Annotated in this window: 13 protein-coding genes; 6 read left to right on the top strand and 7 right to left on the bottom strand. The window is 71.4% G+C overall.

Features of this window, described 5'->3' with window-relative positions; genetic code table 11:
• The first annotated feature begins 8 nt into the window (after positions 1 to 8).
• Positions 9 to 2,849, top strand: coding sequence for an ABC transporter substrate-binding protein (locus ACQPY4_RS09860; protein WP_433334721.1), 2,841 nt, complete (start codon positions 9 to 11; stop codon positions 2,847 to 2,849).
• A gap of 222 nt (positions 2,850 to 3,071) precedes the next feature.
• Complete coding sequence (locus ACQPY4_RS09865) at positions 3,072 to 5,462, top strand: ATP-binding protein (RefSeq protein WP_433334723.1); 2,391 nt, start codon at positions 3,072 to 3,074, stop codon at positions 5,460 to 5,462.
• A 20-nt stretch (positions 5,463 to 5,482) separates the two neighbouring features.
• Here the strand turns inward: ACQPY4_RS09865 and ACQPY4_RS09870 are convergent, their stop codons facing one another.
• Both ACQPY4_RS09870 and ACQPY4_RS09875 read right to left on the bottom strand, forming a co-directional pair.
• The gene (locus ACQPY4_RS09870) at positions 5,483 to 6,244 is read right to left on the bottom strand and encodes a nitrilase-related carbon-nitrogen hydrolase (RefSeq protein ID WP_433334725.1); all 762 of its coding nucleotides are present in this window, start codon (positions 6,242 to 6,244) and stop codon (positions 5,483 to 5,485) included.
• Positions 6,241 to 7,305: a pyridoxal-phosphate dependent enzyme gene (locus tag ACQPY4_RS09875; RefSeq protein WP_433334727.1), complete on the bottom strand. Its 1,065-nt coding sequence runs from the start codon at positions 7,303 to 7,305 to the stop codon at positions 6,241 to 6,243. The genes ACQPY4_RS09870 and ACQPY4_RS09875 overlap by 4 nt, the downstream gene beginning before the upstream one ends.
• Positions 7,306 to 7,433: 128 nt before the next feature.
• Between ACQPY4_RS09875 and ACQPY4_RS09880 the strand changes: the two genes are divergently transcribed.
• The gene (locus ACQPY4_RS09880) at positions 7,434 to 8,432 is read left to right on the top strand and encodes an ArsR/SmtB family transcription factor (protein WP_433334729.1); all 999 of its coding nucleotides are present in this window, start codon (positions 7,434 to 7,436) and stop codon (positions 8,430 to 8,432) included.
• Between the two features lie 39 nt (positions 8,433 to 8,471).
• Here the strand turns inward: ACQPY4_RS09880 and ACQPY4_RS09885 are convergent, their stop codons facing one another.
• Positions 8,472 to 9,359, bottom strand: a complete 888-nt coding sequence (locus ACQPY4_RS09885; protein ID WP_433334731.1) for an NAD(P)H-binding protein — start codon at positions 9,357 to 9,359, stop codon at positions 8,472 to 8,474.
• A 317-nt stretch (positions 9,360 to 9,676) separates the two neighbouring features.
• On the opposite strand from ACQPY4_RS09885, the gene ACQPY4_RS09890 reads away from it, so the two are divergent.
• Positions 9,677 to 9,865: a hypothetical protein gene (locus ACQPY4_RS09890; RefSeq protein ID WP_433334733.1), complete on the top strand. Its 189-nt coding sequence runs from the start codon at positions 9,677 to 9,679 to the stop codon at positions 9,863 to 9,865.
• 10 nt (positions 9,866 to 9,875) lie between these two features.
• On the opposite strand, the gene ACQPY4_RS09895 is transcribed toward ACQPY4_RS09890, so the two are convergent.
• Genes ACQPY4_RS09895 through ACQPY4_RS09910 form a run of 4 tightly spaced genes read right to left on the bottom strand, consistent with a single transcriptional unit; the run spans position 9,876 to position 12,987 of the window.
• Positions 9,876 to 10,775 (bottom strand): hypothetical protein, encoded by a 900-nt coding sequence (locus ACQPY4_RS09895; RefSeq protein WP_433334735.1) that lies wholly within the window; start codon positions 10,773 to 10,775, stop codon positions 9,876 to 9,878.
• Positions 10,776 to 10,781: 6 nt separating this feature from the next.
• Positions 10,782 to 11,372, bottom strand: coding sequence for a hypothetical protein (locus ACQPY4_RS09900; protein WP_433334737.1), 591 nt, complete (start codon positions 11,370 to 11,372; stop codon positions 10,782 to 10,784).
• Positions 11,373 to 11,402: 30 nt separating this feature from the next.
• Positions 11,403 to 12,575 (bottom strand): hypothetical protein, encoded by a 1,173-nt coding sequence (locus ACQPY4_RS09905; RefSeq protein ID WP_433334739.1) that lies wholly within the window; start codon positions 12,573 to 12,575, stop codon positions 11,403 to 11,405.
• A complete protein-coding gene (locus ACQPY4_RS09910) occupies positions 12,562 to 12,987 on the bottom strand; it encodes a hypothetical protein (protein ID WP_433334741.1) in 426 nt (141 codons plus the stop codon). Before ACQPY4_RS09910 ends, ACQPY4_RS09905 begins: the two co-directional genes overlap by 14 nt.
• A 572-nt stretch (positions 12,988 to 13,559) precedes the next feature.
• Between ACQPY4_RS09910 and lanKC the strand changes: the two genes are divergently transcribed.
• Both lanKC and ACQPY4_RS09920 read left to right on the top strand, forming a co-directional pair.
• Complete coding sequence (gene lanKC, locus ACQPY4_RS09915; RefSeq protein WP_433334743.1) at positions 13,560 to 16,283, top strand: class III lanthionine synthetase LanKC; 2,724 nt, start codon at positions 13,560 to 13,562, stop codon at positions 16,281 to 16,283.
• A 110-nt stretch (positions 16,284 to 16,393) separates the two neighbouring features.
• Positions 16,394 to 17,833, top strand: a complete 1,440-nt coding sequence (locus ACQPY4_RS09920) for an MFS transporter (protein WP_433334745.1) — start codon at positions 16,394 to 16,396, stop codon at positions 17,831 to 17,833.
• The last annotated feature ends 24 nt before the right edge of the window (positions 17,834 to 17,857 follow it).

The raw sequence follows: 17,857 nt of genomic DNA on the forward strand, positions 1-17,857 counted from the left end.
AGGCCGGCATGGGAGCTCCGCGAGCCGACGAATCCGAAGACGATCTTTTCCATTTCTTCGATTGGCTGACCAGGCGCCTTCCCTGGCGGTCGGACACCCGCCCGTTCCCGGTGATCGTGCTGGAGGCCGACGGGACGGACGGCGACCCCGACGGCCACTTGCGCGAGCTGAAGAGAATCGCCCATGAGGTCCGCCTGCCCGCGCTGGCGCCCGATCTGTCGCACGGCGAGGGAAGCGAGGAGGCGCGGGCGATAGCGCTCGCCGACCGTCTCTCCCAACGCACGCAATGGTTGCTCGCCGATCCGCGCTTCGGCCGCTTCCGCTTCCCCCGCTCCGACCTCGTCCGGTCGATCCAGAAGGCGGCGGGCCCCGGCCTGCCGCCCTACGCCGACACCGCCGACACCGCGGTAGCCCGGTGGAACGAGAGCGCGGGACTGTTCCCCTGGTGGGACGAGCCGCCCCGCCTGCCCCCGTTGTGGTCGACGCTCGGAGCGGGGCTGGCGGCGGTCACCGCCGTCCTGGGCGGCGCCATCGCCGCGAAGGCACCCAGCCAGCTCCTGCTCACCGCCGCGGCGATGCTGTTCGTCGTGCTCCTGATGGCCCTCGGCGCGACATCCCGGCGCGTCTGGCTGCCCTTGATGTCGCGCCTCGGTTTCGGCGGACGCCACCAGTGGTTCGCCGGCTCGACCTTCTTCGGCGTGCTCAGCCAGGGGCGCGACCTGGCGTTCGAGAACCGGCTGCGGCGCGTGTTCGGTCTGCTCAGGGACCCCGACGCCGCACGGTTCCTGCTGGAGATGAAGACGTTCGCGCTGCTGGAGGACATGCGCGACAACCATCGCCGCTTCACCCCGAGCCTGCGGGGCTTCAAACGTCCGGGCCCGCCCGTGGTCTTCCTCTCCGGGGTCGGCCGTGAGAACGGCGGTCTCGCGCTGCTGTCGGCGATGAGCGACATCCGCGCCCGCCGCAGCGAGTTCCATCCTTTGCTGGTCGTGGCGTCCATCGACGCCGCCCATCTGGACGAGCTCGGCGAGGCCGCCTTGCCCGCCGGGTCGCCGAGGCGGCGGTACGAGCACTGGCGCTCGTCGCTGGGCACGGCACAGAGCCCGAGCGCGGCCGTCCGGCTGCCATGGCTGCTGCGGATCCCGGTCGGCGCCGACCCGGCCGCGCGGCGCGCCGAGGCCGAGACGGCCTTCACCGTCCGGCGACGCCCGCGCTGGACCTGGCTCTGGTCGTTGCGCGGTCTGGCCGCCGCGGTCACGCTGTGCGTGGTCGCGGCGACCTTCGTCCAGGTCAGGTTGCGCGCCACCTACTGCGACGTCGGACTCGCATTCAGTTGGAACGGTGACACGCGCCAGCAGGACAACGCCGACGGCACCCGGGAGTGCGTCGGAGTCTCGACGCACGGCGTACGGTTCGAACGGGGCGACCGCAGCCTCGGCCTGGACGGCGAGTGGCACAGCCCGAGTCCGGCCAACCGCGGCCCCGGCGTCACCCTCGCCGACCTCCAGCGCCGCGTCCTCGACGAGAACCGGGACGTGGAGACGAGCGGCAAGCCGTACGTCACGCTGGTGTACCTCGGTGTCTTCACCACCGGACGACGGCAGAGCGCCCTGGCGCTCAGCAGCATCGAGGAACTCGCGGGCGCGTACCTGGCGCAGCGCCGCAACAACGGGACCGGGCATCCGGGACAGGTCGGCAACCCGCTCAAGATCCGGCTGCTGCCCGCCAACGCGGGCCAGGACATGAGCTTCTCCGACGCCACCACCGATCGCATCCTCCAACTCGCCCGCACCGACCCCAGCGTCGTCGGCGTCGTCGGCCTGGCCCGCAACACCGAGCGGTCGCAGGCGGCGGCCCGGCGGCTGACCGCGGCCGGGCTGCCGGTGATCAGCACCATGAACTCCTCGGACCAGATGCCGACGCTGCCGCACTACTACGGCCTCGCCGCGACCGACCACCAGGAGGCCGCCGCGACGCGCGCCGCCGTCAAGGCCGAGCTCGGCGACAAGCCCATCGAGCACGCGATGCTCGTCCACCGCTCGCCCGGACCGTCCAAGGACGTCTACAGCCGCGAGATCGCTGACGACGTCGAGGCGGCACTACGACCCCGCGCCACCCAGCGCGTCGTCTACATCGGCCCCGAGGACATCGCCAACAAGGTGAGGCGCGCCTGCGAGACGCCGGGCCGCCCGTACACGCTGGTCTACTTCGCCGGCCGCTCCGAAGACCTCCCGGGCCTCATGAACGGCCTCACCCTCGGTGGCTGCACCAAACAGCGTCTGCTTCTGCTGGCCGGGGACGACGTCACCAAATCGCGGTTCGGTACCGGCCCTCACGAGGTCCCACTGCCCCCGAAGGCCGTGCTCTACCACACCGCCTTCGTCCACCTCCCGACGCTGATCGCCGACAACGCCGACCAGTCCAACGGATTCTTCCTGCTGGCCCGCAACCTGCTCGGCGTCGGCGGCCCGAGAGTACGTCCCGACGAGCCCCTCCTGGTGGACGGCCAGATGGCGATGGCCTACGACGCCACCGTCGCCCTCGGCCAGGCCGCCCAGAACGCCTACGACGGCCTGGGCCTCGGCGGCGAATCCGCCCGCCCGGTCACCGGCAGCCGGGCGGTCACCTCCGGCTCGGTACTCCTGGAACTACGCCGCCTCCACGTCCGCGAGGCCGCCACCGGCGACGTCGACTTCCGCGACGACGCCCGCAAACGCAACGGCCCCGGCAACCGCGGCCTCACACTGATCAAAGTCGCCCCCCACAAGGGCGCCCTGAGAACCACCCCCATCTGCGGAGCCAAGAACGGCGGCATCCCCGCCCACCCCCTGCCCCACTGCCCCCGCTGACGGCAGGAACTCGCTGAAGCCGAGCGACGCGCTCTCACCGGTCAGATCGCCGCAGGTCTGCGACCACATCGCATCCGGTGTGTGCTGCTCACCGGTCTGGTAGGTCACGAGTTCCGCGGCATTGCGAAGCAGCGATTGGCCGACAAGGGGGTGCTGTGTCTGGTCGAGGGTGCCGGACGATGAAACGATCCGGGCGGGGCATGCGGAGAGGGGCTCTGGGCGATGCCGGTCGGCGGGGTGAGGGCGGCGCTCGCGCGGCTCGTCCGGGTGGTCGCGGCCGGCCGGGAGGTGCGCAACCAGGCGTCGGGCACGGTCGGCGGGGACGTCATCCAGGTCGGGGCCGTGCACGGCGACGTCCATGTCGCCGCGGCCGAAGTGACGGCGGCCGCGGCGGTGCGGACGCTGCCCGCCGACGTCGCGTCCTTCACCGGCCGCTCGGACCAGCTGGACCGCCTGGTGCGCGAGGCGTCCCGCCTCGCCGCCGGTGGGGGAGTGGTCACGATCAGCGCGATCGACGGCATGGCCGGGGTCGGCAAGACCGCGTTCGCCGTGCACGCCGCCCACCGGCTCGCGGACGCCTTCCCCGACGGTCAGATCTTCCTGCGCCTGCACGGTCACACCCCGGGGCAGCGGCCGGTTTCGTCCGCCGACGCGCTGGGCGAGCTGTTGCTGGCGACCGGGGTGCCGCCCGGACGCGTCCCCGCCGGGGTCGAGGCGCGCTCCCGGCTCTGGCGTGACCGGGCGGCGGGCGGGCGGCGGCTGCTCCTGCTGGACGACGCGACGGGCAGCGACCAGGTCCGTCCGCTGCTGCCCGGCACGGACGGGACGATGGTGCTGGTCACCAGCCGCCGCCGGCTGGCCGGGCTCCAGGACGCGGCGCGGGTCACCCTGGACGTCCTGAGCCCCGGCGAGGCGGCCCGCCTGTTCGTCCGCCTGTCCGGACGTCCGGGACTTCGCCCGGCGGACGCCGCCGTGGTGGAGACGGTCGCGCTGTGCGGGCATCTCCCGCTGGCGGTCCGCCTGATGGCCGGGCAGCTCAAGCACCGCCCCGCCTGGACGCCCGCCGACCTGATCGCGGACCTGCGCTCGTCCCGGGGACGGCTGGAAGCGCTGCGGGCCGAGGACGACTCGGTGACCGCCGCGTTCGACCTGTCCTATCGCGATCTCACCGCCGGGCAGCGGCGGTTCTTCCGGCGGCTGGGCCTCCAGCCGGGCCCCGACATCGACGCCTATGCCGCCGCGGCGCTCGGGGACGTCGATCCCGGCTCGGCGCGCGGGCTGCTGGACGACCTGTACTCCTGGCACCTGATCGACGAGCCCGTCCGGGGCCGGTACCGCTTCCACGACCTCATCCGCGAGCACGCGCGCGCCCTGGCCGCCGCGGACGATCCGGCCGACCGGGAGCGCGCGACGGACCGTCTGCTCGACTATTTCCTGCACGCCTCCCGTGTCGCGGACCGGCATCTGGCCAGGCGCGTCGTCACCCCGGTCGACGCCCTCTCAGGGGAGCCGCCGATCGTCCCGGATCTGCCCACCCGGGAGGCCGCGGCCGCGTGGATGGACGCCGAGCGCCTGAACCTGCTCGCCGCCGCCGACCACGCCGCGGCCACCGGCAGGCACCGGCACGCCAACGCCCTCCCGGCCGCGATGCACGGGTTCATGCGCACCCAGGGCCACTGGAACCGGCTGCTCGAGCTGCACCGCGCCGCCGCCGGCGCGGCGGGCCTGGCGGGCGACGCTCTCGGCGAGGCCAACGCGCTCAGCGATCTGGGTGTCATGCTGCGGCTGTCCGGTGACACCGCGGCGGCGGAGGAGAGCCTGACCCGGTCGCTGGAGCTGTACAGCCGCCTGGGCGACCGTCAGGGACAGGGCAACGCCCGCAACTTCCTGGCCTGCGTGCGGCGCTCGACCGGGCACTACGCGGCGGCGAGGAGCGAGTTCGCCCAGGCCCTGGAGCTGTATCGCGAGATCGGCGACCGTCCGGGCGAGGCCAACGTCCTCAACAACCTGGGCCTGATCCAGCATCTGTCGGGCGACCATCGGGAGGCGTCCGCCAGCCAGCGGGCGGCCCTGGCGCTGCACCGCGAGGTCGGCGACCGGCTGGGCGAGGCCAACGCGCACCTGGATCTCGGCGCCGTCCTGCAAGTGACGGGCGACCTCCGGGAGGCGTCCGCCCGCCAGCGGGCGGCCTTGGCCATCTACCGCGAACTCGGCGACCAGCCCGGCGAGGCCAACGCCCTCAACCATCTGGGGGCGACGCTGCGCCTGGCGGACGACCACGAGACCGCGCAAGCGTGCCAACGGGAGGCCCTGGCGCTCCACCGGCGGATCGGCAACCAGCTCGGCGAGGCCGAGACGCTCAACAACCTGGGCGAACTCGCCCTGGCCTGTTCCCGCCCGGACGACGGGCTGACCCTGCACGACCGGGCCCTGGCGATCGCCCGCGCCATCGCCTCCCCGATCGAGGAGGCGCGAGCCTTGGAGGGCACGGCCCGCTGCCGCCCGCCCGAACTGGCCGAGCCTCTCCTGCGTGAGGCCCTCGCGATCTACCGCCGAATCGGATCGGCCCACGCGCACCGGCTGGAAACCTCGCTGCGCGACCCCGGCGACTGAAGCGTGAGTGCCCTCGATGGTCAGGACGGACGGCGGGCCTCCCTGAGATCGAGGTCGCGGACCACCAGTTCCTCGTGGTCGGAGCCGAAAGCGCCGAGGACCGCGCCCGAGGGCGCGGCCACGTACGAACCGCCCGGGAAGTCCGGGGCGCCGACGCGGTTGACGGTCGCGACGAACATGGAGTGCGACCGCGCCATCGAGGTCTGGACGATCGTCGCCTCGGGTGCGGGGGAGCGCCGGCCGGACGCGATCGGGACGACCGTGAGCCGCGCCCGTTCGCGGCCGACCGCCTCCCATGTGTCCAGGAAGAAGCGGTCCCAGCACAGGGCCACGCCGACCCGGCCGATGACGGTGGGGAAGACCGCAGGCCCGCCTTCTCCCGGGTGGAAGCGGTCCTGCTCCCAGGCGCCCGGACCGTTCGGAAGGTGGCGCTTGCGGTAGGTGCCCGCGAGGGTCCCGTCGGCGTCGATGACCGCCGCGCTGTTGTACCTGCGGTCGTCCGCCCCGAGCTCGGCCAGCGGGACGACGAGCACCATGCCCAGCTCCTCGGCCAGCGCCGACATCCGCCGGACGGTCGGCCCGCCGGGGATCGGCTCGTACGCCTGGTCGCGTCCGCCCTCGCGCTCCGCGCAGAAGTAGGGCGTCGTGCACAGCTCCGCGAAGGCGGTCAGCCGGGCGCCGAGGCCGGACGCCTCGCGGACGGCCCGCTCCAGCCGGTCGCCCATCGACCGGTGGTCGCCCGTCCAGGCCAGCTGGGCGAGCGCAACCCGCAGGGCGCTCACAGCAGCGCGTCCAGGTCGGCCGGGGCCTCGTCGGGTTCGCGCAGCGCGTCGGCCGTCAGCCCGGTCACACCGCCGCCGGTGCCCAGCGCCACCACGCGCCGCGCGTCCAGCCGCCGCGCGGCCGCGACCGCCACGGCCGACGCCGCCTCCAGGAACAGGCCCGCGGACGCCGCCAGCCGCCGGGACTCGGTCATGTACTCGTCCACGTCCACGGCGATCGCCTCCCCGCCGGTGCTCCACAGCGCGTCCAGGCCCTGCCAGGACGGTGTCGCGGCGCCGATGGAGAACGCGGGCGACGGGGCGGGCTCGATCGAGACCCGCTCCTGCGCGGGGCGGTCGGGCAGCGAGAGCGCAGCGGTGAACGCGGCGGCCGTGGCCGTCTCGGCGGCGACCAACCGGGGCACCCGCTCGACCAGACCGGCCTTCGCCAGCTCCCGGTAACCGCGCGCGATACCGGCCAGGACGTCGGCCTTGCAGGTGGGCACGACGATCGCGTCCAGGTCGGACCCCAGGTCTCGCGCCAGCTCGTAGGCGATGCTCTTGTAACCCTCGCACCCGTAAGGGTTGTCGCCCGCCACCGGCAGGACGTAGTTGGTCAGCGGATACCAGCCGAGCTCGGTCACCGCCGCCTCCATCATCCGGTTGCGGGTCCTGGCGTCCGGATAGGCCCGCAGCCGGGCGCCGTGGGCGCGGATCCGCGCGGCCGGAACCGGCGGGATCGACGTCCCGGTGAGCACGACGCACTCCAGCCCGGCCCGCGCGGCGTAGGCCGCGGCCGCCACCCCGGCGTTGCCGCTGGAGGCGGCGACGACCGTGGACGCACCGGACGCGACCGCCGCGGCGACGCTCACCGACATCGCCCGGTCCTTGTGCGTGCCGGTCGGGTTCCTGGTCTCGTCCTTGAGCCACAGCCCGCCGTCCAGGGCGACGCACGGCGTGCAGCCCTCGCCGAGCCCGCCCCCTCCGCCGACCGGCAGGGCGTCCGGCCAGCCCCATGGCCCGCCCGGATACTTCCGAAGGGTCAGCCCCGAAAGGTCCGCGGGAGGCGGCACGAGGTTCACGGCGACGCCCTCGCCGCGGCAGCGCACGCAGCCCGCGTACCCGCGCCCCTCTTCCCCGCACCGTGGACAGCGCAACGGGAGGAGGGGAGCGCTTGCAGCAACATTAGGCATTTCCCTAATATGCATCCATGATCGGAGGCGGCGCAAGCGTGGTGACCGGCACCGCCTTCGAGGCGCTCGTCCTCCTCTACCGGCACGTCCAGGCCGAGCACGGACTGAGCGCCGCACCCGAGCCGAAGGTGCCACCCGCCCTGCTACCGCTGGCCGACCGGTTCTTCCGCGGCGACATCGCCCTCGGCATGAACGTCGTCCCCCTGGCCCACACCCATGGATGGCACACCCTGGCGGACCTGACCGCCGGGCTGGACGCCTACGCCCCCGACCAGCTGGCCAAGGCGATGCTGCGCGCCCCGGACGCCACCGCCGCCGACCACGCCCGCCGCGAGAACGAGGTCGGCCGCGTCCTGGCGGGCGAGGCCCCGCGCGAACCGCTCCTCGCCGCCCTGAATCGTGAGCTGTTCGACACCTCCGCCGTCGAAGCCCTCCTGGACGACCCGACCACAGCCGCACGCGAGTTCACCACCCTGATCCGCCGGTACGCCCAGTCAGTGACGGCCGACGACCTGCACGAACCATTGCTGGCCGACGCGGCGACCGAAATCCGCGCCCTCCTGGACGAGTCGCCGCTCGACACCGCCGCGCGACGCCTGTTCCCCCAATTGCGCTTCCACCGCCTGGACGACTTCGACTCGGTGGTCCTGATCCCGTCCGCCGCGATCGCCCCGTTCCTCAGCACCCGCGTTACCGCACCCGATCAAGCGCTGATCGTCTTCCCCGTCCCGTCCGGCGAGGCGGACCTGGTCGCGGCCCTCAAGGCACTGGCCCACCCGCTGAGGCTGCAGATCCTCCGCATCGCCGACCGCGCCCCGATCACCGGCCACGACCTGGCCCGGACCCTGGGCGTCACCGAGGCCACCGTGCACCACCACACGTCCCTGCTCCGCGCCGCCGGGCTGATCACCAGCACCCGCGAGGCCCACCGCGTCAACCTCCAAGCCGTCCCCAACGCCCTGCCCCACCTGTTCACCCACCTCATCGCCCACATCTCCCCACCCGAGCGCGGTTGATTGCCGGGACCTGGCAAGGACCGGACACCGTGGCCGGGACTACGACCCGATGCTCTCCAGAAGCGCCGGACGCAGGTGGGCGTAGGCCCAGCTCGCGAGCGTGGTGGGGGTCGTGGTCACCACGTCCCGCGGCTGTTCGGGGACGACGTCGCGCGACCCGGCGGTCATCCCCACGATGCCTTCGACGGCCCCCGGGGCGAGCCCCGCCGACCGCAGCGCCGCGCGGACGTCGTCGTCACCGACGGACTTGAGCCGGACCGGACGTCCCAGCGCCTCGGTGAGGATCTCCGTGACCTGCTCGAAAGTAAGATCCTCCGGGCCGTGGACGGCCTGCACCACACGCCCGCTCCACGCGTCGTTGAGCAGCCGAGCCGCGACGATGTCACCGATGTCGCGCGGGTCGACCCACGGCATCGGCATGCCGGGCGAGACCGAGGTGGTCAGCTCGCCGCGCGCGAGACCGTCCAGGTCCAGCAGCAGGTTGGTGAAGAAGTACCCGCAGCGCAGATGGAGCGTGTCGGCGCCGGTCGCGTCGAGCTGCTCCTCGATCCACCCCAGCGCGTCGATGTGGCCGACCCCCTGCCGCCGCTCGGCGCCGACACTGCTCAGCAGGACGACCCGGGCGACGTCCCCGGCGCGGGCGGCCTCGATGAGGGCGGACGCCGTCCGCTGCGAGGTCTCGATCGGGTGCTCGGCCGAGTGCGGCGTCGGATCGACCCAGAAGACCGTCCGGGCCCCGGCGACCGCCTCGCGGACGAACGCGGCGTCGGTCAGATCCCCCCGCCGCGCGTCGACCCGCTCCCGCGTCGCGCCGTCCAGCCGCCCCGGATCACGGGCCAGCACCCGCGGCCGCACCCCGGCCTGCAACAGCAACCTGACCACCCGAGACCCGACATGCCCGGTCGGAGTGGTAACGACAATGGCCATCCCGAATACCCCCTTCTACTCGCCCCCCACAAACCGTACGCAGCAAAGAGGCCACTCCATGGCCGCTTTCCCCGCCCGTCCCGGCAACGCCGCTCGTCGCCCCGGCTCACGTCGCACGGCCCTGGCTGCCTGCGTCGGTCGATTCCGCTCGCCGCCCAGCGGGGTTCGTCCGCCGTCACCGGGCTGACTTCGGCCGTGTACCCGGACGCTCGATCCGCAATCCATGGGCGGGTTGCGCCGCCGTCCGGACGGTGCGCACGTTTCCCGGCCGTGTCCGGGGTATTCCTTTGATTCCCCCAGCATCGGGAGGCGTCGCGATGGCGTACTACCGCAGTCGTTCAGGCATCGGCGTGGCCGGGCTCATCTACATCCTCATCGGGATCTTCGTCGCGTGGGATCGCGGTTACCTCAACGCCGACCTGTTGCGCAGGATCGCCAGCGCGCTGGCCGCGATCTTCCTGTGGTTCCTCGTCCTTCTCGGCGCCGACCTGCACATCACCGCCTGATCGGCGAGCCTCAGCGGTGCGGGCTCTTCCGGCTCGCGGGGGCACCGCTGAGGCGCGCCAGGGCGCCTTCGTAGGCCGCGCGCTCGTGGGCCAGGTCGGACCAGTCCCGAGGTTCTTCGGCGACCTTCAGGCAGTCCGAGCCCGTCAGGCCCCAGATCTCGGCCTCGCCCCAGCAGAGCTGCCGGTACTTGCGCGGTGACATGCACTGGGAACCGAAATCCCAGCCGACCGCCGACACCGGTTTGCCCGAGAACTGCTCGCGGGCCCTGTCGACGTAGTGCGGACGGGTGACGGTGTCCGGGTGCAGGAACGACAGGTCGAAACCGTTGGCGCCGAGGCCGAACGCGGCCAGGCCGTACAGGAACGTCGCCTCGATCCCGTGCTGGACGCAGAAGTCGGTGATCCTGGTGGCGCCGAGCAGGGTTCCGGCGTACGACAGCACGTAGACGCGGCGGAGCGGATGGGCTTCCAGGAAGCGTCCCAGCGCGGTGACGATGGTCGCCCCCGAGGCCACGGTGTCGCCGATGATCAGGGTCTGCGCGGGCGCCTCGAAACAGACGTAGGGCACCTCGATGCGCGCGGTGTCGTGGGACACGGCCGTACGGGACGTGGAGATCATGTTCGTGGCGAGGTTGTGGCCGGTCTCCGCCGCCACCGCCGCCGCCAGCTGATAGGTCAGGCCCTTGCCGAGGATCATCAGCTCGGACGTTTCGGCGGGCCTGTATTCGTCGGCGAGATGGGCGATGAAGCACCGGCTGGCCCGAAGGCACGCCTGGCGGAAGCCGACGCCGGTGAGGTTGCGGTCGAAAAGCAGCTCTTCGAGAGCCGCGTTATGGACGAGGTAGAGCCGTGGAACGCCGTGGCCGTCCTCGATGAGCTCAGCCGTGCTCTGGCCCGGTTCCGTCAGCACCCTTCATCATCTTCCCGCGCAGGGATTCAGCCGGTTCAGGGCCTCCAGCATGGGCGGGTCGCCGGGGAGCACATTGTCGCGGTACTCCGCCACGGCTCGTTCGAGCCATTCGGGCATCGACTGCGTCGCGGCCTTCTTCTCGTGGGCGTGTTCCGCGAGTTTCTCTCCGGCGGCCGCGAAGTCTTCGGTGACGGCGGTGGCGAGCGTCGCGACGTGCGGGTGCACGTAGTCGCGGACGAGGGCGCCGCGGTATTCGAGCTGATCGGCCCGGTATTTGGAGTTTCTGGGCGCGACGACGATGATGGGCGTGCCCAGCAGCGCGGCGGTGGTCATCTCGACTCCGATGCCGATACCGCGCCGCTCCCTGGCGTCGACGATGATCGCGGTCGCCATCATGACCTGGTACATGTCGCGCCCGAACTGCCCGAGCGTGTTGCGCGGGTCGGTGATGGGGTCATCGGGATTGAGGAACACCACATTGTAGGGCGCGGCGCCTTTGGATACCTCGGCCCTTTCGGCATCGGACCAGCACAGCTTCTTCTCGTCCGAGGCGCCTTTCATTATCGATCCGGAACAATACACAGAAATCTGCTTCATTGGAGCCTCCCCGCTCAATGAACACCGTACTCATAGATCGGACATCGTGTCCGCGACCGCGATGACATTCGACTCCGCCTCGGCGTAGGTTCTGGCATTCTTGAAACATGTCGACCGCCGCCTGGTTCTGAGTGTAGCGATGCGCAATGCGGTGGTGGAGCGTTCGCGATAGATGTGATCTATGACTAATCCGAACTCCGGCAAAGCTCTCAGGCGTAGCAATTCCTCCCAGCTCGCGAATCTATGGACGAAATCCCGTGTCCCCAGCCAACGAAGGGTCGATTCCAGCCGGAGCGCCGACAGCCATCTGCCGTCCAGCTCCTCCTCCGCCCGGGTGGCGAGACCGCACGCGAGGTCGCCCATGGGAAGGTCGACCAGGAGGGCCGCGTCCAGGTCGAGCAGGTAGCTGCGCAGGTAGGCGCGGGAGATGAACAACGCGAGCAGCGCGCTCTCCGCCGATGAAATGCGGGCGGGAAGCGTCGGCTCGACGAACCGTCCGATGAACGCCTGGCCTTCGAGCCGTTCCGGGGTCCGGGCGAGCAGTCGCTCGACGCGGCCGTGCGAACGGTGCCATCTCCGCGCGGTGCCAAGGATGAGACCGTGCAGGTCTCCTCCCGGTTGGAGTGCGTCTTTCCAGAGGTCGCCGATGCTGTCGGCGGTCCTCCCGCTGTTCCGCGCGGTCCAGGCGAAGTCGGCGTCGGCGGACAGGACGCCGAGATCGGCGTCCGGGTAGGGATTGAGCGGGTCGTTCCGATATTCGTGTGCCTTCATCTCCCGATACACCTCCAGATCGGGGACCGGCGCGGTGTACCGGATGGCTCCGGCGTGAACCAGCGGTTCGAGGCAGCCAAGAAAGGTCGGGTACCAGGGGATCTCGAAGAGGAACGAGGCGGGGATGATGAGATGGCGCTCGGTGAGGAGCAGCGCCAGCCGTGTGGCGTCCAGGGCGTGGGCGAGAACGGGTGCGGCGTGTTCCGCCTTCACGTCCTTGCCGTAACAGGCCAGGATCTCCGGATTGGTGTATTGGACGAATATGGGCCGCTCGCGCTGGTAGGCGGCTCGGTCGTTCGGTGGCTTCTCGGTTCTTGTGATCGCACCGCTCAACACGGCGGTGACATAGATGTCACGAGCGGCGACGAAAGCGTCACGTCTCGCCCAGACGTGCTGGCCGAGTGCGGGCGGCTGCCCTTCAGCGTTCGTCATCGGTCACCGGCAAGGAAAAGTGCTGGTCTCCGCCCGCGATGAACACATCGCGTCCGGCCTGCACGTTCTGCACGACCTGAACGGCGTCTTCTGACGCCAGTGACCGCCGCAGCCGGGTCTCGAAGTCGCGAAGTTCCGGCGCGGCCTCCGCGTGTTCCGCGAGGAATGCGGTCAGCAGTGCCGTCCATATCTCTTGTTCGGCCGCGAGTGCCGTCGGCCGCGGGAATGGATCACGGTTCAGCCTGCCGGCGGATTCCTCCAGCTCTCTGGTCAGGTCTTCTTCGATCACCGGGGTCCCGCGGCCGACGATCCGTGCGAAGCGCGTTCTGGTCGAACCCCAGAAGTCTGTGGCCATCGCCTGCACCAAGGCCGCTCCGGCGGCACCCGCGAGCCCTGCCAGCGCAGGATCCATTACGCCGTCCCTCCCCGAAGCCGGCTGCTCGCCCTTGATTCAATTGGACTTGATTGGCTTGTGGGCGCCAGTATGTTACAAGATTCGCCGATCTTCCAGTGCTCTCTCGTGTTCCGGAGGACTCGAAGCCGACCGACATAAACCGGCATTTCGGAAGTGAATTTGGTGCGATCCAGGGTCAGTTCTTCCCATGGCCGGGTGGCGGACCGGGGGGTTTGGGCGCCTGACGGGCCAGCTGGGGCTCCGGGGCGCCTGATCGCTTGACGGTGGGGCCGAGGCCGGTGGGACGTTCGCATCCGGGCCATTATCGGTGATCTATGGAGGACGGGCTTTGGCAGTTGTTGAGGTTGCCGCAGATCACGTATGCGGTAAAGCAAGGGGGTGTCGACATTGCGCGACCTTTCGATTTCGAATCGTAAGCGTTATGGGACGCCGTGGTTTCTGGCCGGGTCTGGTCATTGGGGGATCGGCGGCGACCGGGCTGTTGCTCCGGCTCGGGGGCATGGTCAAGCTGAGGTGGGTCCTGCGGCGGAGTGAATTCGTGCCGTGCGGCCGGTGGAAGGAGTGGCCGGGTGGCGGTCGACATGTCTTTTCTGCTCGCCGATCGGGATTACTACGAACCGTGGGACGCCGTCGATCCGGGACGGCGATACGACGCGGGCCCGATGCCGGAGGGGTGGAGGCGGCGGGACGGGGGCGCGTGGACGCACTGGGAGCCGGCCGGGTTCGTCCTCTCCCAACAAGGCTGGAAGGTTCATGTCTCCAGCTCCTTGGCCAATGCGGGGCCCGTGCTCGCCGTGGTGGCGGCGGCCTGTGCCGAATTCGAGGTGCCGTTCAAACATCTGGCCGGGCAGGAGATTTTCCTGCTGGCGCACGGAAAGCATGCCGCTCGGGTGCAGAGCGGCAAGTTCTGCACGGTGTATCCGTCCGACGAGGACGGCGCCCGTCGATTGTTGGAAAGGCTGGCGGGGGAACTCGCGGGGGTCGGTGGGCCTTTGGTGCTTTCCGATCGGCGTTTCGGGGAGAGTGGATGCGTCTCTTATCGGTACGGGGCGTTCCGCGAGCGCTTCCGGGTCGATGGCGAGGGGCATCGGGTGTTCACCATGGCCGGGGCCGACGGCCGGGAGATCGACGATGAGCGCAAGCCCGCGTTCCGGCTGCCGCCCGGCATCACCGACCCGTTCCGAAAGGCCGAGCCGGAGGCGGCCAAGGGGCCGGTGGTCCTGAACGGCTACACCTTCGAGGCTGTGTTGCAGCACAGCAACGCCGGTGGCGCGTACCGGTTCCGGAGCGGGGACGGGCCGGTGTTCCTCAAGGAGGCCAAGGCGCACAACGGCTACACGCCCGACGGGGCCGACGCCAAGGCCAGGCTGGACGCCGAGTATCTGACGCTGCGGGCGATCCACCGCCGCGCACCCGGGTTGTGCCCACGACCGGTGGAGCTGTTCCGGCACTGGGAGCACAGCTATCTCGTCACCGAGCTGGTTCCCGGCACGCCGCTGTACCGGTGGATGGTCACCAACAACCCGGCCGTGCGCGTCGGACCGGACGCCGGGGAGTTCGCCGAGTACCACCGCCGCTGCCTGAACCTGCTCGACCAGCTGGACGGGCAGGTGAAGCGGCTGCACGAGCTGGGCCATGTCTTCGTCGACCTCAGCCCGACCAACGTGCTCGTGGACGACGACGACCGGGTCCGGCTGGTCGACTTCGAGGCGGTGCAGCCCCGCGGCGACGTCCGGCGGATCATGGGCACCCCGGGCTACCTGCACCCGGACCCGCTGGTCACCGCCCGCCGCGACCCCCTGGAACTCGACCAGTACGGCCTGGCCGCACTGGCACTGCTGCTGGTCTTCCCTCTGCACGAAGTAGCCGAGCGCTATCCCCCGGCCCTCGACCAACTACACGCCGACCTGACCGAACTCGCCCCAGTGGCCCCACGCCTATGGCGCTGGGCCACCCGCTACCACGACCGCCCGGACGACGCGCGCGCGCCCGTTTCGGTGGGTGGTGTTGTGGCTGAGTTGCGGCGGTTGGCTGATCGGACGGCCGACGCGTTGGAGGCGATGGCCCGGCCCGAGCACCCGGTGTGCGTCTACCCGACCAATCCGCTGGGGTACCAGACCGACACCCGCACCATGGCCGCCGGGACGGCCGGGGTGCTGCATGCGCTGCATCACGCGGGGCGTGTCTGCGACCCGGTCGTGGTTCGGCGCCTGCGGGACGAGGCTCTGGAGTCGGCCGAGACCGGTGCTCCGGGGCTGCTGTACGGCAGCGCCGGTATCGCCTGCGTCCTGGCGGAGCTGGGGGAGACCGACGCGGCCGAGACCCTGCTCGTCACGGCGGCCGCCCACCCGCTGAATGGGACGTCCGCCGCGCTCGGCGGCGGTGCGGCCGGGACTGCGCTCGGGCTGCTCGACCATCACCGGCGCACTGGTGAGCAGCGCTGGCTGGAGTTGGCGCAGCGGGTGCTCGACCGCGTTCCGGACGGCGACGAGCTCACCTCCCGGCTGAGCCCGTCCCACCGGTCGGGTCTGGTCGGCGGGCGGGCCGGGGTGGCGCTCGCGCTGTATCGCTTGTATCGGTGCACCGGCGACTCGCGGCTGTTCACCCGGGGCATGCGGCTGTTGGGGGAGGAGCTGGACTACGCCCAGCCTCTGCCGGTGGACGCCCTGGGCTTCAAGACCTCCCGTGCCGACCGCCGGGTCTACCCCTATTTGTTCGCCGGGAGCGCCGGATACGCCACGGTGCTGGCCCGCTACCTCGCGCACCGGCCGGACGCCGGGTTCGGCATGCCCGTCGACCTCGGCCCCGCCGAGGTGCTCGACCTCTGCCTGCGCGCCTGCTCGGTCCGCTTCACCGTGTTCCCCGGGCTGTTCCCCGGCCTGGCGGGGCTGGTCGTGACGCTGGCCGACGCCGGAGCGCTGCTCGGACGTCCCGACCTGGTCGACGCCGCGTTCGGCGGCGCCCGCGGTCTGTTCCGCTACGCGATCCCGCGCGAGGACGGGGTGGGCTGGCTCGGCGAACCCGGCCAGCGGTTCTCGGCCGACCTGTGGTCAGGTGCGGCCGGAATCCTGCTCGCCCTGCGGCATCTGACGGATGCGGCGCCGTTCCTGTTCGCTCCCCTCGATGAACCCCTGGCGGCGTCGAGTGACGCCGTCGCGCCCCCACCGAAGGAAGGGAGTCACCCGCATGGAGGAAGTCCTGCAATTGCAGTCCGAGGAGTCGGTCCAGGAGGAACTGGCCTGCAACCTGTGGACGATGAGCAGCAGGGGCAGCATCTGCCAGTGATCCCGTAACCGTGCCGGGCACGGCACCACCCGTGCCCGGCACCCGGCGATTCCTTTCGGGCGCCTTCCGGGTCTGAAGCACGTGGCGATCCGCCACATGCCGATCCCTGGAGGTATTCATGCCCGGAGTGACCACCCGGCCGGTGGTGGTGCTGATGATCGTGTCGCTGGGAGTGGTGCTGTCCAGCCTCGATCTGTTCGTCGCCAACGTCGCGCTTCCCGCGATGGCCGCCGATCTTCGTCCCGGCGATCTGGGCGAGCTGAGCTGGGTTCTCAACGCCTACGCGATCGTGTTCGCCGCGCTGCTCGTCCCGGCCGGGCGGCTCGCCGACCGCACCGGTCACAAGACCGGCTTCCTGGCCGGTGTGACGCTCTTCATCGTGGCGTCCGCGGCCTGCGCGGCGGCGACGAGCGTCCCGATGCTGGTCGCCTTCCGCGCCGGGCAGGCGGTGGGGGCGGCGCTGCTGATGCCGACCTCGCTCGGGCTGGTGCTGGCGGCCTACCCGCCGCACCAGCGCGCCGGGGCGGCCCGTATCTGGGCCGTCGCGGGAGCGGTGTCCGCCGCTGTGGCGCCCGTGGTGGCCGGTCCGCTGGTGGAGCTGTCGTGGCGCCTGGTGTTCATCATCAACGTGCCGATCGGGGTGGTGGCGCTGGTTCTCGGCTGGCGGCTGCTGCCCCGCAGCGCGCCCGAGCGCGGCCCCGTCCCCGACCTCGCCGGGGCGGCGCTGCTCAGCGCGGGAATCGGGGCCCTGGCCCTCGGGCTGGTCAAGAGCGAGTCCTGGGGCTGGACGTCCGGCGGCGTCATCGGGGTGCTGGCGGGGGCGGTCGTTCTGATCGCCGCGTTCTTCGTCCAGTCGGGACGGCACCCCAGCCCGGTCTTCGAGCTCGGCCTGCTGCGCGACCGCGGTTTCGCCGCCGCGACGGCCGCCATGCTGATCTCCTCCACGGCGTTCGGCGGCATGCTGCTGTCGGCGGTGCTGTGGACGCAGGACGCCTGGCACTGGTCGGCGCTGCGCGCCGGTTTCGGCATCGCCCCCGGCCCGGCCATGGTCCCGTTCTGCTCGATGCTGGCCGGACGGCTGATCCCGCGCGTGGGCCCGGCCCGGGTCGTCGTCGCCGGGTCGGCCGTCTTCGCGGCGGGACTGGCCTGGTGGACGGCGGGCATCGGCATCGCCCCCAATTACGCGTCCGGGATGCTCGGCGGCATGGTCCTGACCGGGATCGGGTTCGGTCTCCTCGTGCCGACGCTGTTCGGCAGCGCCGCGGGCGCCCTCCCGCCGCAGCGCTTCGCCACCGGCGCGGCGATCATCACGATGGTCCGCCAGATCGGCATCACGATCGGCGTGGCCCTGCTCGTCGCCGTCCTCGGGACACCGGACGGTGCGGCCGACCGGCTCTCGGCGTTCCGGACCGCCTGGGCCGCCCTCGCGGTCATCGCGCTGCTGGCCGCGGTGGTGGGAGCCGCCCTGCCCCGCCCCCGGCGGACTCCCGCACCCCGGCCCCCGGCCGATTCGGAGGACCGATTCCTTTCGGCGCCTCGCGGAGTCGGTAACCCGTGATGGAATCCCGAGACGACCGACAGG

The sequence above is a fragment of the Spirillospora sp. CA-294931 genome (assembly GCF_050946795.1).
Taxonomy (GTDB): domain Bacteria; phylum Actinomycetota; class Actinomycetes; order Streptosporangiales; family Streptosporangiaceae; genus Spirillospora.

What these genes read in the sequence shown, in the direction of transcription:
- ACQPY4_RS09860 (WP_433334721.1), top strand. Translation starts at nt 9, where the DNA reads ATGGGAGCTCCGCGAGCCGACGAATCCGAAGACGATCTTTTCCATTTC.
- ACQPY4_RS09865 (WP_433334723.1), top strand. Translation starts at nt 3,072, where the DNA reads ATGCCGGTCGGCGGGGTGAGGGCGGCGCTCGCGCGGCTCGTCCGGGTG.
- ACQPY4_RS09880 (WP_433334729.1), top strand. Translation starts at nt 7,434, where the DNA reads ATGATCGGAGGCGGCGCAAGCGTGGTGACCGGCACCGCCTTCGAGGCG.
- ACQPY4_RS09885 (WP_433334731.1), bottom strand. Translation starts at nt 9,359, where the DNA reads ATGGCCATTGTCGTTACCACTCCGACCGGGCATGTCGGGTCTCGGGTG.
- ACQPY4_RS09890 (WP_433334733.1), top strand. Translation starts at nt 9,677, where the DNA reads ATGGCGTACTACCGCAGTCGTTCAGGCATCGGCGTGGCCGGGCTCATC.
- ACQPY4_RS09900 (WP_433334737.1), bottom strand. Translation starts at nt 11,372, where the DNA reads ATGAAGCAGATTTCTGTGTATTGTTCCGGATCGATAATGAAAGGCGCC.
- ACQPY4_RS09905 (WP_433334739.1), bottom strand. Translation starts at nt 12,575, where the DNA reads ATGACGAACGCTGAAGGGCAGCCGCCCGCACTCGGCCAGCACGTCTGG.
- ACQPY4_RS09910 (WP_433334741.1), bottom strand. Translation starts at nt 12,987, where the DNA reads ATGGATCCTGCGCTGGCAGGGCTCGCGGGTGCCGCCGGAGCGGCCTTG.
- ACQPY4_RS09920 (WP_433334745.1), top strand. Translation starts at nt 16,394, where the DNA reads ATGCCCGGAGTGACCACCCGGCCGGTGGTGGTGCTGATGATCGTGTCG.